The 11,472-nt window shown below is 42.0% G+C and carries 11 protein-coding genes; 8 read left to right on the forward strand and 3 right to left on the reverse strand.

The features are described 5' to 3' along the window. The first annotated feature begins 65 nt into the window (after positions 1-65). The 5 genes from WBJ10_RS00805 (at position 66) to WBJ10_RS00825 (ending at position 3,288) form a co-directional block, all read left to right on the forward strand. Positions 66-536 carry a sterol desaturase family protein gene (locus WBJ10_RS00805; RefSeq protein ID WP_424287654.1) on the forward strand — a complete coding sequence of 157 codons (471 nt, stop codon included), beginning with the start codon at positions 66-68 and terminating at the stop codon, positions 534-536. After that, positions 533-1,546, forward strand: coding sequence for a UDP-N-acetylmuramate dehydrogenase (gene murB, locus WBJ10_RS00810; protein WP_424287655.1), 1,014 nt, complete (start codon positions 533-535; stop codon positions 1,544-1,546). Before WBJ10_RS00805 ends, murB begins: the two co-directional genes overlap by 4 nt. A gap of 189 nt (positions 1,547-1,735) precedes the next feature. Continuing rightward, on the forward strand, positions 1,736-2,272 hold the full coding sequence (locus tag WBJ10_RS00815) for an RNA polymerase sigma factor (RefSeq protein ID WP_424287656.1): 537 nt from the start codon (positions 1,736-1,738) through the stop codon (positions 2,270-2,272). A 102-nt stretch (positions 2,273-2,374) separates the two neighbouring features. Next, entirely contained in the window at positions 2,375-3,055 is a 681-nt protein-coding gene (locus tag WBJ10_RS00820) for a lycopene cyclase domain-containing protein (RefSeq protein ID WP_424287657.1), read from the forward strand. Further along, the gene (locus WBJ10_RS00825) at positions 3,055-3,288 is read left to right on the forward strand and encodes a cytochrome b5 domain-containing protein (protein WP_424287658.1); all 234 of its coding nucleotides are present in this window, start codon (positions 3,055-3,057) and stop codon (positions 3,286-3,288) included. The genes WBJ10_RS00820 and WBJ10_RS00825 overlap by 1 nt, the downstream gene beginning before the upstream one ends. A gap of 258 nt (positions 3,289-3,546) precedes the next feature. Here the strand turns inward: WBJ10_RS00825 and WBJ10_RS00830 are convergent, their stop codons facing one another. Both WBJ10_RS00830 and WBJ10_RS00835 read right to left on the reverse strand, forming a co-directional pair. Continuing rightward, positions 3,547-3,831: a DUF4476 domain-containing protein gene (locus WBJ10_RS00830; RefSeq protein WP_424287659.1), complete on the reverse strand. Its 285-nt coding sequence runs from the start codon at positions 3,829-3,831 to the stop codon at positions 3,547-3,549. 8 nt (positions 3,832-3,839) lie between these two features. Next, positions 3,840-5,513: a DUF4476 domain-containing protein gene (locus tag WBJ10_RS00835; protein WP_424287660.1), complete on the reverse strand. Its 1,674-nt coding sequence runs from the start codon at positions 5,511-5,513 to the stop codon at positions 3,840-3,842. Positions 5,514-5,758: 245 nt separating this feature from the next. Between WBJ10_RS00835 and WBJ10_RS00840 the strand changes: the two genes are divergently transcribed. Both WBJ10_RS00840 and WBJ10_RS00845 read left to right on the forward strand, forming a co-directional pair. Beyond that, positions 5,759-6,646 carry a M48 family metalloprotease gene (locus WBJ10_RS00840; protein ID WP_424287661.1) on the forward strand — a complete coding sequence of 296 codons (888 nt, stop codon included), beginning with the start codon at positions 5,759-5,761 and terminating at the stop codon, positions 6,644-6,646. 176 nt (positions 6,647-6,822) lie between these two features. Next, positions 6,823-7,779, forward strand: a complete 957-nt coding sequence (locus tag WBJ10_RS00845) for a CvpA family protein (RefSeq protein ID WP_424287662.1) — start codon at positions 6,823-6,825, stop codon at positions 7,777-7,779. A 77-nt stretch (positions 7,780-7,856) separates the two neighbouring features. Here the strand turns inward: WBJ10_RS00845 and WBJ10_RS00850 are convergent, their stop codons facing one another. Beyond that, positions 7,857-8,387, reverse strand: coding sequence for a DUF4412 domain-containing protein (locus WBJ10_RS00850; RefSeq protein WP_424287663.1), 531 nt, complete (start codon positions 8,385-8,387; stop codon positions 7,857-7,859). 150 nt (positions 8,388-8,537) lie between these two features. Between WBJ10_RS00850 and WBJ10_RS00855 the strand changes: the two genes are divergently transcribed. Further along, positions 8,538-11,354: a M16 family metallopeptidase gene (locus tag WBJ10_RS00855; RefSeq protein ID WP_424287664.1), complete on the forward strand. Its 2,817-nt coding sequence runs from the start codon at positions 8,538-8,540 to the stop codon at positions 11,352-11,354. The last annotated feature ends 118 nt before the right edge of the window (positions 11,355-11,472 follow it).

The following is an 11,472-nucleotide window of genomic DNA, read 5'->3' on the forward strand; positions in this document are numbered from 1 at the left end:
AATAAGTGGAAAGCGTTAATACTTCAGTTTTCAGTTTTCCACTTTCAGCCTAATCAATTTCAAGGATGAACTTCCTCATAAACGTAATCATCATTTTATCAACTGTGGCCGTAATGGAAGCCCTCTCCTGGGCTATCCACAAATACCTCTTCCACGGGCCATTATGGTTTATCCATCAATCGCATCATAAACCGCGTACCTCATGGTTTGAGGCTAATGATGTGTTCAGTGTGATTTTTGCGGGAATTTCTTTGTATTTGATGTGGGTAGGACGGGAAAGCTTGAATATTGGTTTCTGGATCGGAGTGGGGATTTCTGTTTATGGGATTATATATTTCATCTTTCATGATTGGTTCATACACAATCGTGTTAGACCGTTCAAAACCAAGAACTCTTATCTTCTGGGAATCAGGAGGGCTCATAAGATTCATCATAAGTCGATGGATAAAAATCCTTCTGAGGAGTTTGGATTATTACTAGCTTCGGGGAAATATTTCAAGAAACCCGCGAAGGATAAGGCTGCCCTCAACTCATGACTTTAAAAGAAAACGTTTCTCTGAAAGAACTGAACACATTTGGTGTACCGGCAAAGGCACGCTATTTTGCTGATATCAACAGTGAGCAGGACCTTAGTGAATTGTTTGCAGATGAAAAGCTCAGACAAGTTCCAAAACTAATATTAGGGGGAGGCAGTAATATGCTTTTCACCCAGGATTTCGATGGGCTGGTGATACATATGAATATTCAGGGTATCCGGAACAGGGTGGATGGAGATGAAGTATATGTGACTGCAGGCGGGGGCGAGGTTTGGAGCGAACTAGTTAATTATGCCGTAGACAATGAATTTGCAGGCATGGAAAATATGAGTCTGATACCGGGATCTGTTGGAGCTTCGCCAGTACAGAATATCGGAGCTTATGGAGTGGAATTGATGGATATTTTCCATTCCTGCAGAGCGTTTGAAATATCGGGCGGCACTATACGTACATTCACGAAAGAGGAATGTAAATTCAGTTATAGGGACAGTGTATTTAAGTCGGCATATAAAGGACATTATATTATTACGGAAGTCACCTTTAAACTTTCTAAGAGCTTTTCACCCAATATATCTTACGGAGCGATTCAACAAGAGCTCGAAAAGCGAAATATTCTTAACCCGAAGATTAAGGATATTTCCTCGGTTGTATCGCATATCCGCGTAAGCAAATTGCCTGATCCAAAAACGATAGGCAATGCCGGTAGTTTCTTTAAAAATCCAGTTATCCCGGTAGGCAAATTTGTACAGTTGCAGTCCAATTTTCCGGACATAGTTTATTACCCGGCATCAGAAGGGTTTATAAAGCTTGCAGCCGGATGGCTGATTGAACAATGCGGCTGGAAAGGCAAAGTTTCAGGCAATACCGGTACATGGAAGAACCAGGCCTTAGTCATTGTGAATCACGGAGAAGCTACTGGAAATGAGATATATTACTTCTCTGAATTAATTATCCTCAGCGTTAAAAATAGATTTGACATTACCCTCGAGCGAGAAGTAAATATTTTATAGGAACCAAATAACGAGGATTCCAACTCCCTCTTCCCATCCTGTTTCACCCCCCATATTCCCATCCTTTTTATTAGAATCCCTAAACGGGCACACACTTTGTAGTTGAAGTGTCATCTGCTTAAAAACACTATCGTTTTTTTGAATTGCGAAGAAAAGAACTGATTTGTTTAACATCTAAACCTAAACAAAATGAATACAATCGAATTCAACACCTTAGTTACGCGTCAAGCGAGCTCTCTTAAAATGTATGCTTTACACTTTACACATGATTCAGACGATGCAAACGACCTGGTACAGGATACCATGTTAAAAGCGATCACTTATTATAATAAGTTTAAAGAAGGAACAAATTTAAAAGGATGGTTATATACCATCATGAAAAACACTTTCATTAACAATTACAGAAGATTTGTTAAGATAAGTTCATTTGTAACCAAGTCTGACGACATTTCGTCTGCTAATCTGATGTACAGTGCTACATTAAACCAGGGCGAGCCAAAGTTTATCATGGAGGATATCAAAAATGCGTTAGGAAAGCTTCCTGATGAGTATTATATCCCTTTTACAATGCATTTCGACGGACATAAATATCATGAGATTGCTGATCACTTAACTATTCCAATTGGAACTGTTAAAACCCGTATCCACGTTGCAAGGAAATTGCTTAAGAAATCATTGAAGCCGTATGATACGGATGCGCGAAATACACAGTATTCGGTTAATTGAAGAAACTTTATAGGTAGCATCGACATAAACTAAACAATATATACTTTTAGGAGTAGGACACCGGGAGCAATTCCGGTGTTTTTTGTTTTCCTATATTTGTTCATGAAGTCCTCCTACCTACTAATCAACTTCCTGACCATACTCTTTCCCATCCTGCTGTCCTTCGACAGCCGCGTTCGATTTTATGAAAGCTGGAAGTATACTTTTCCTGGCCTCCTGATCACTGGGGTTGTTTTCCTGATTTGGGATTACCTCTTCACCATTCTGGATGTGTGGTCATTTAATCCTGATTATGTAATGGGAGCCTATATACTGAATTTACCGATCGAAGAGATCTTGTTTTTTATAACCGTTCCTTTCGCGTGCATCTTTATCTATGAATGTCTGAACTACTATATCAAAAAGGATCTGCTTGCCGGTGTTTCCCGTATCATAAGCATACTGCTAATTATCACCTGCATTACTTTATTGGTGATGTTTTACGACCGCGTGTATACACTAATCACATTCGGCCTGGTACTAGTTGTATTAAGCTATGTTGAATTCTTCCAGAAGGCTAATCTGGGAAGGTTCTATTTAGCTTTCCTGGTTTCATTACTCCCTTTCTACATCGTTAACGGCATCCTTACTTCTATACCCATTGTTATGTATAACGATGCGGAAAATATGGCTTTCCGGGTAGGTACAATTCCCTTCGAGGATCATTTCTATTCCATGTCGATGCTGCTTATCAATATCCGTTTGTTTGAGTACTTTAAATCCAGAAAGACAATTTCAAGCTGATGGATTTGCCTGAGTTCACTAAGCAATACCTGGCGCTCAGAAATGGGCAGGACAAACCCCAGATCTGGATTGCCTATAAAGGTTTGATTTACGATGTGACCCATAGCCGCCTGTGGAAGAATGGGAAGCATTACGAGCATTGGGCGGGGCAGGATTTAACGGATGAGCTTAAGGATGCACCGCATACAGTGAGCGTGTTTGGGAAATTTGAAGTAGTGGGGAGGTTGGTTTAGGGGAGAAGAGCAAAGAACAAAGAGCAAGGACTTGGGGTTGGTTAATGATGATGGGGGTGAGGTTAATGGGAAAGGCCTTTCAGTGACATTCTGAAAGGCCTTTTATGTCAGGATAGCTTCGAAGAGCTAGACGACACGAGCCGGGCGACACAGCGGCTGTGGCCGCGTGTCATTGACGAGATCCCCAAACAAGCGCGGAAGAGCCCTGTCCGACTTCCGTCTTCAGACCTCCGACCTCCGACTTAGGACTTCGGTCCCCTACCTCTTCACAAACTCCGCCAATTCATCCTTACTCGACTGCAGTTGAAACAGATCATATAAGAAAGAAATGTTCTCGGGGTCTGTTATAGTCTTGAAGGAAAGTTTTGCCAATTCTAAACGACTTGGCTCTGCATTTATCAGAGAAATCAATTGTTTTACTTGTGCGGTTGTGAAATAATTGTTTGGGTTAGCAAATACATCTCTTTCAGCCTGAACTTTAAGGATCTGTAAAAAATTACTTCTGATGGTAAGAACTAAGACACTAAAATCACTGTTGGACATTGGTGTTTTTACAGCAGAATTACAGTGGTCCCGGTTTGGGCATTTACGAAAGTGTTGAACTCATTTTTGTAAGTAGTTGAAGTAAAAAGATCACCCAATTGATAGAAATTGTTTGGATCCATTACTGAACGGAATGATTGTTTCGCTAATGCAAGCCTATCTGATTCTGAAGTTACTTGCGTAAGTAAGGTTCTGATTTGATCCGTACTGAAGAAGTTGTTCGTGTTGATGAACGCATCTCTGACCGCATCTGTTCTAAGTGCCTGGGACGATTTGGACCGAATACCAGCCATGAGCATATTAAAATTATTGACCGTCATCTGAGCTCTAACTCCCGTGTTGACCGTTACTCCGCCTTTTGATACCACGAAATCGTTAAACTCAAGACGATAGGCTGTGCTTGAAAAGACGTCAACCAGAGAACCAAAATTATCCGTGTCGATTACTGCCGGATAAGACATTTTAATCAATTCCATCCGATCGTTTTCAGAAGTCACTTGCGCCATTAATTGCCTGATCTGCTCGGTGCTGAAGTAATTATTCGTATTTCTAAACGCATCCCTTACCGCATCTGTTTTAAGCGCCTGCGACCATTTGGACTGGATGCTGGTCATCAGGACATTGAAATTGTTAGCAGTCATCTGAGCTTTAACACCTGTATTCGCAGCTGCACCGCCTTTTGATATGACAAAATCGTTGAATTCTCCACGTTTAGCAGTACTTGCAAATACGTCGTACAATGCACCAAAATTATCTGCATCAGTAACTACAGGGTAAGCAAGTTTGATTAGATCTAAACGATCGCTTTCAGAAGTCACTAATCCCATTAATTGTCTGACCTGCATTGTCGTATAATTATGATTAGAGTTTATAAATGCGTCTCTTAAAGCTTCTCCTTTTAGAGATTGAGACCATTTACTTTTAACATTAGCTACAAGGGTATTAAAGTTCGAATCGGAAATAAGTACCCGCGCACTGGCTTCAGCTTCCGCCTTTGAACGTACAAACTCGGCAAATTCATTTCTTCTCGTAGTACTGCTGAATACATTGCTTAGGGCAGCAAAATTTTCGGTATCTGTTACACCAGCATAAGCCAGTTTAGCAAGGTCAAGTTTATCGCTTTCGGAAGTAACCATTACAAGAAGTTGTCGCACCTGCGCACTGGTAAATCGATTATTCGCGTTCACGAAGGCATCTCTGATTTTTTCAGCTTTCAAAGCTTGCGACCATTGGGAATTTACGCTCTGTTTAAGTGTGTTGAATGCATCCGTAGACATTGGTCCGGTGTTAAGCTGTTCAGTCACTTCAGACAGAGTTTCGCTAAATTGAACAGATCCATTTGCACTTACGGTGATGTTCATGTCATAGCGTTCTCTTAATATGAAATTTTTAGAGTAGATCAGGGTGTTCTGCGAATTAGCGTTTGCAGAAACATTATTGCTCCTCAAACGATAAAGCTTTAATGCCCGAGTCCCGGTAAGGATATTATTAATTGCGATTTTATAGTTCGGTGTATTGTTCGGGCTGGTATTGGAGAAATACCGCTTGTCATCAATCCTGACCTCAAAGTTGTTGGTCGTTTTTGTGATCCCCCGGAATATAATATTCACGGTACTGGTTGATTGTGCAATTCCCGCTATCGCAAGAAAGCACATGAATAGGGTACTTGTTAAGGTTTTCATTTTTATGATTAGTTTAAGCAGAGTTAGCAATATCCCTGCCACATATTTACATATGTAATCAGCTTGTTAACAAGTAGTTATAAACAATTTTCACTGTGCTTCCTGTTAGACTGACCTGAGTTTAGAATGCCCGGTGATTTTGAAGAAGAATCCTGAGCATCAACTAATAGTTTTGGATTTTCATTCAGGAATGATAGTTGTATAACATAGCTAGCGATACTATCGTTATAAGTTATAAATTCCCTATGATGAAACGAATTGTCCTGTTACTGCTTTTAATTCCACAGCTTTCTTTTGCACAGCAGGTTAACCACAGCGGGATATTATCACCACCTCCTTCTCTAGTACATAATTTTGTCAATAGCTATGAAGCCGCGGGGTATGTCAGGGCTATTCTCGAGAAGGTCAACTGGCGACAAAATTTTACGCTTCGTGAGGAAAGTGGAACTAATAATGCCTACGCTGCAGTTGAAAACGGCAAGCGCGTAATTATATACGATAATAAGTTCCTGACAGCTCTGGACCAATATTCTAACACCCGCTGGGCCTCAATAAGTGTACTAGCTCATGAAATAGGGCATCATTATTATAACCATCTGGTCAATGGCAAGAGCAGCACGCCGGCTAAAGAACTTGAATCCGACTATTTTTCGGGGTATGCATTGGCGAAAATCGGAGCCAGCCTTATGGAGGCCACCGCTGCTATACAGAAAATTGCGCCTACCCAAGGCAATGCAAGTCACCCGGGAAGAGCCGAACGCGTAAATGCTATTCAGAGAGGCTGGTACTATGCAAATGCAAACAATACTAACACTGCCAATTCTGCACGGGTCCCTGTTCCTCAGCCACAGGAAAATCCTCCCCCGCAAGTCAGCGATGGTGGCTGGATAAATTTGGCTCTTTATGGCAATAATGCAATGACCGTGTATCTTTCGGACGACGGAAAAAATTACAGCCCTGTCACGCTTAAAACTACCCAGCCTTTTGTGTTTAAATATGAGATATATAACTATGGTTTCTTACGGCTTGTAAACAGTCCTAATGCAGTGAATTATAAGCTGATTCATAATAAGGATTATTCTATTATTTGGAATAGGAGGGAGAATAATTGGACGGTGGTGGAGGTGAAGTAGAAGCCGGATTGGGAACCAGGAACCAGAGCCAAGATAGGAGCGGGTGATTGAGGAGGGGAGGCCTGGAGAAGGAAGTAGGGCAAGGAACGAGGAACAAGAGCAAGGAACAAAGAGCAAAGAGTAAGGACAGAGGGTTGAAAATTTAGAGGGGATGGTAGAATTGAAGAATATATTTAATGAATTTGGTAGACTTAATACTTCTTTTGATTATTCTCTTGGCCACTTACTCGGGTTATCGGAAAGGGTTTATTCTGGGGGCTATCGATTTGCTGGTACTAGCTGCGGGACTGGTGTTTTCCTTTTGGGCGTCGGGTTATGTAGTAGCTATTTACGAGAGGTATGTCGGGCCGGCAAGTTTATGGACTCTTCCTTTAGCTTTTATTGCTTGTTTCGCTGTAGCGAGGATGGTAATATGGTCTATAGCAATGAAGGGATTGACGAAGCTTCCTCACAGGGTACATATCAGTTTCACCAACCGCTTACTAGGTATTGTTCCAGGCATGATTAACGGATTGATATATGTAGCCGTACTCGGCTCACTGCTCTTAGCAATACCCTTGTCGGACGGAATCGCAGCCAGGGCCCGGGAGAGCTCGGTTGCTACTGCTGCCAGCCCTTATGTTCAATGGATTGGCGACAAATTAGCTCCTGTATTTGAAGATGCTGTAAATCGTTCCATTACTACTCTTACAGTTGAGCCGGAAGCCAGCAAGTCTATAGCTTTAGATTTTACTCTCAAAAATTATAAAATCCGGGAAGACCTGGAAGCTGAAATGCTTGTACTCATCAATCAGGAAAGGAAAAAAAAGAAGCTACCGGCTTTGCTAGCCGATCCCGAAATGAGAAAAGTAGCGCGCTTGCATTCGGCGGATATGTTTGCTAAAGGTTATTTCTCTCATACAAATAAAGAAGGAGAGAGTCCTGCCAAGCGTGCCCGCGATGAAAATGTCAGCTTCATGACCGCAGGGGAAAATCTTGCTTTAGCACCCACCCTTAAACTTGCCCACACCGGATTGATGAATTCTCCGGGCCACCGGGCTAATATACTTCATAAGGCCTTCGGTAGAGTTGGTATTGGTATTTTGGATGGAGGGAAGTACGGGTTAATGGTTACGCAGAATTTTAGGAATTAGAGAGACCAGCATCCTATTCATCCTATAATCCTATAAATCCTATTCCAGACAACTCCTATTCCACACAAATCCTAGTCTTAGTTACGCAACACATACCCACGGGGAAACTCAAAATCCCCCGCCTTTAAAGTCATCCTAATAATTTTAGTCGCGAGCACCGTCCACACATACCCCTTCTTATGATTTGTGATCTTATATTTAAGGGCGAGTGCCCCGTTCGTCGCTTCCAAATACCGGTTCCAATCGCCAAAGTTATGTTTCGAAAAAGCCTTGTGGTCAATTCTGAGTTGCGGGGAATAATAGTATATCGTAGTGGACTCATCAGTAATCACCTGGATAGTCTCGCATTCATATCCCAGGATCGTTTCCTTCTGCTTTAACCGGGTAACCTGATACTGTTGCGAAGTTCTTGTCATTGCATCGATGCGGTGGGCAGTCTTATCTTTCCAAAAGCCATAGTACGTATTGCTGCGACTGTCGTACAGCTGGGTTAGATTGTTCTTTTCATCGTACGACTTATAATTGCTATCGTCGACGAAATAATGCTGCTCCCGGCCCAGGCTGGATGCTGAAACTCGGGATGCTAGTTTGTGTTTTAGTTTACCCATGAATAATAAACCTCGCGATTACCGCCTGTCCATATTTCTCATCTCTATAGCTAATTTTGCGTTGCGTTTCTATTGTTATTGCTGGCAAAAGAAATAGCTTTATATCTTTGTAGCAAACCCTCGAATTTTCACTTAACATCACGTATCAATATGCGTAAATTCTATTTTATTTTTTCATTTTTTATATTGGTTTCGACTATTTCGTTAGCCCAGCAACTGATAGCAAAAGCTTCTTTTAAAGTAGATTACGAGAAATTTACTTTACCCAATGGGCTGGATGTCATATTTCATATCGACCGTTCAGATCCAGTTGTAGCTGTATCATTAACAGCTCATGTCGGCTCAGCAAGGGAAAAACCCGGCCGTACAGGATTCTCCCATCTGTTCGAACACCTGCTGTTTCTCGAGTCTGAGAACCTTGGAAAAGGCGGGCTTGACAAAATGACCGCAAGGATAGGTGGTTCGGGTGCCAACGGATCTACTAATACTGACCGCACAAACTACTTGCAAACAGTTCCTAATGATGCACTGGAAAAAATGCTTTGGGCTGAGGCGGATAAACTGGGCTGGTTTATTAACACAGTTACTGATGCTGTTTTGGCTAAAGAAAAGCAGGTAGTAAAAAATGAAAAACGCCAGAGTTACGATAACAATCCTTATGGCCATACTTCTTACGTGATCGATAAGCATCTGTATCCGGAAGATCATCCATATAACTGGCAGGTAATAGGTTCCCTGGAAGATTTGCAAAATGCTACGCTGCCCGACGTACAAGAGTTTTTTAAAAGATGGTATGTGCCGAATAATGTAACGCTTGTAGTGGCAGGAGATTTTGATAAAGCACAGGCCCGTCAATGGGTACAAAAATATTTCATCGAAATAAAAAGAGGCGAGGCTGTGCCCCCTCTTGTAAAACGGCCAGGAGTTGTGAAAGAAACGGTGAAGCTTTTTCACGAAGATAATTTTGCAAGATTGCCTGAGCTAACGATGGCCTGGGTCACTGTAGAAGATTATCACCCCGATTCTTATCCCTTGCAGGTTTTGGCGCAATACCTTTCGGATGGTAAAAAAGCTCCTTTTTACAAAGTATTAGTAGAAGATAAAAAGCTGACGTCGAACGTTAATATGTACAATAGTACAGCGGAATTAGCCGGGCAGATGCAGTTATCTGCAAGGGCTTTTACAGGAAAGGATCTGGATGAAGTCGCAGCAGCAGTGAATGAGGCCTTTGTGAAATTTGAAAAAGAAGGTATTTCAGAAAACGACCTTAACCGCATTAAAGCAGGGCTGGAAACGCGGTTCTATAATTCGCTTTCGAGCGTATTAGGTAAAGGAAGCCAATTGGCTCAGTACAACATTTTTGCGGGTAATCCCGGTTTCATTGAAAAAGACATTAACAATACGCTTTCCGTTACTACCGCCGATGTGATGCGGGTGTATAACAAATACATCAAAAACAAAAATTATGTAGCTACTAGTTTTGTACCCAAAGGAAATATCCAATTGGCTTTGGAAGGGTCTGCGAAAGCAAATGTGGTGGAAGAAGCAATCGTACAGGGAGCAGAGGAGAAGATTGATCCTTCCGCAAATGCAACCTATACCCGTACACCGTCCAGCTTCGATCGCAGTAAAGAGCCGTCATACGGCAAAGCTCCCGAGGTGAAAATTCCTGTTATCTGGACCGATAAACTCGCTAACGGTTTGCGTTTATACGGGATTGAAAATAATGAAGTCCCGCTCATGCAATTTGAGTTGGTAATTGATGGCGGCTTATTGTTGGAAGACCCTAACAAAGTGGGGGTATCAAATCTGATGGCCCGGATGATGACGCAAGGGACAAGCAAAAAGACACCCGTACAATTGGAAGAAGCGATTGATCAATTGGGTGCCAGCATAACGGTTTCTGCTGGTACAGAAGATGTACGCATCAGGGTAAACTCATTGTCTAGAAATTACCCGGCTACAATGGCACTCCTCCAGGAGATCCTGCTCGAACCGCGCTGGGATGAAAAGGAATTTGAACTCCTGAAACAAAGTACCATTAGCCAAATCCGTCAGCAGGAAGCAAATCCGACGGCTATTGCGCAAAACAGCTACAATCAACTGATCTTTGGGAAAGACAACATCCGTTCAAAAAACTTACTCGGCACCATTGAAAGCGTAAATGCGATAAGCCTTGATGACCTGAAATCCTTTTACAGCAAAAGCATGTCACCAGTCTTTGCCAAAATGCACATTGTTGGTTCTTTAGATAAAACAGCCATTACAAATCCTTTGGCCGCACTTGCTGCCAATTGGAAAAGTAAGCCTGTGAACATACCTGTTTATACCACACCAAAAGCGCCTGCAAAATCACAGGTGTATTTTTACGATGTGCCGGACGCAAAACAATCTGTGGTGCGCTTTGGCTATCCGGCGCTGGCCGCTACCGATAAAGATTATTACCCTGCCACTGTGATGAACTATATACTGGGTGGTGGTGGATTTGCCTCACAGCTAACCCAGCAATTACGCGAAGGAAAGGGTTATACCTATGGCATTAACTCAGGTTTCTCAGGCTCAAATACCGCAGGTCCGTTTACTATCGCCAGCAGTGTGAGAACCAATGTGACCCTGGAGTCTGCACAAGCGGTTAAAGAAATCCTGCAAAATTATGGCAAGAATTACAGCGAAAAAGATTTGGAAACAACCAAGGGATTTTTAATCAAAAGTAATGCAAGAACTTTTGAAACTGCTGGATCAAAACTGAATATGCTGGAGAATATTAGCAAGTTTGGCTGGAAGCCTGATTATGTAAACCAACGGGAAGAGATTGTAAAGAATTTAAGTTTAGAACAAGTCAGGAATCTGTCTGATAAATACCTTAATGCAGACAAGATGATTTGGCTGATTGTCGGGGATGCTAAAACGCAATTGCCAAGGCTAACAGCTTTAGGATTTGGGGAACCGATATTGCTAAACAAATAGTATATCCGACCAGACCGGCAACAGGCAAACGAAACTCGTAGCTTATTGACATGCCCGTAACATTTCTGGCGGTGTAAACTTTTATTTTCGAATATAACCGATCAAATCGGTGGTCAAT

The organism is Daejeonella sp. (assembly GCF_049655485.1).
GTDB lineage: Bacteria > Bacteroidota > Bacteroidia > Sphingobacteriales > Sphingobacteriaceae > Daejeonella.

Coding starts and splice junctions, on each gene's coding strand:
- WBJ10_RS00845 (WP_424287662.1), top strand. CDS start 6,823: ATGAATTTGGTAGACTTAATACTTCTTTTGATTATTCTCTTGGCCACT.
- WBJ10_RS00815 (WP_424287656.1), top strand. CDS start 1,736: ATGAATACAATCGAATTCAACACCTTAGTTACGCGTCAAGCGAGCTCT.
- WBJ10_RS00805 (WP_424287654.1), top strand. CDS start 66: ATGAACTTCCTCATAAACGTAATCATCATTTTATCAACTGTGGCCGTA.
- murB (WP_424287655.1), top strand. CDS start 533: ATGACTTTAAAAGAAAACGTTTCTCTGAAAGAACTGAACACATTTGGT.
- WBJ10_RS00855 (WP_424287664.1), top strand. CDS start 8,538: ATGCGTAAATTCTATTTTATTTTTTCATTTTTTATATTGGTTTCGACT.
- WBJ10_RS00835 (WP_424287660.1), bottom strand. CDS start 5,513: ATGAAAACCTTAACAAGTACCCTATTCATGTGCTTTCTTGCGATAGCG.
- WBJ10_RS00820 (WP_424287657.1), top strand. CDS start 2,375: ATGAAGTCCTCCTACCTACTAATCAACTTCCTGACCATACTCTTTCCC.
- WBJ10_RS00825 (WP_424287658.1), top strand. CDS start 3,055: ATGGATTTGCCTGAGTTCACTAAGCAATACCTGGCGCTCAGAAATGGG.
- WBJ10_RS00830 (WP_424287659.1), bottom strand. CDS start 3,831: ATGTCCAACAGTGATTTTAGTGTCTTAGTTCTTACCATCAGAAGTAAT.
- WBJ10_RS00840 (WP_424287661.1), top strand. CDS start 5,759: ATGATGAAACGAATTGTCCTGTTACTGCTTTTAATTCCACAGCTTTCT.
- WBJ10_RS00850 (WP_424287663.1), bottom strand. CDS start 8,387: ATGGGTAAACTAAAACACAAACTAGCATCCCGAGTTTCAGCATCCAGC.